Below are 489 nucleotides of genomic sequence, written 5' to 3'. Positions count from 1 at the left end.
GATCCCGCTTCCCTCCTGTTCGCTCGCGCAGCTCGAGTCGAAGAGGGCGGCGGGCTCCACCGCCGGCTTGCTCGCGAAGAAGAGGAATCGTCCCTCCGCGGTCATCCGCGATCCGTCGGCGATCGACTCGGTCGCGGCGGAGGGGGTGAAGGTCCAGACCGTGTACTGGTCGACGAGGCGCTGGAAGCTCACGACGCCCCAGGCGCCCGCGGCGACCAGGAGGAGGGCGATCACCGTCGGGACGACCCTGGAGAGCCCTCGGCGACGTCGCCCCGGCGCGGAGTACGCCACGTCGGCCCCCTCGAACAGTGTCATGGTCTCCTCGATCGCGCCGTTCGCCGTCCCCATCGGCTTCGAAATGCTAGCAGGATCGCCTCGGCGTTCCCCCGGGCGGCGTCAGTGTCCGACGAGCGGTCCCATGATTTTCGCGAGCACCGACGCGCGTCCGGTGATCCGCGCCTCCACGGCGGCGGCGCCCATCGCGGCAAG

Annotated in this window: 1 protein-coding gene; it reads right to left on the bottom strand. The window is 70.8% G+C overall.

Features of this window, described 5'->3' with window-relative positions; all coding sequences use genetic code 11:
* Window positions 1–348, bottom strand: a 348-nt coding sequence (locus FVP33_RS18980) for a hypothetical protein (RefSeq protein WP_222706797.1), incomplete at its 3' end; no start/stop codon positions are given.
* Window positions 349–489: the final 141 nt, after the last annotated feature.

Source organism: Lacisediminihabitans profunda (assembly GCF_008040105.1).
In the GTDB taxonomy this organism is placed as follows: domain Bacteria; phylum Actinomycetota; class Actinomycetes; order Actinomycetales; family Microbacteriaceae; genus Lacisediminihabitans; species Lacisediminihabitans profunda.
The sequence above is the reverse complement of the archived record's forward strand: the minus strand, read 5'-3'. Positions and strand labels throughout refer to the sequence as shown.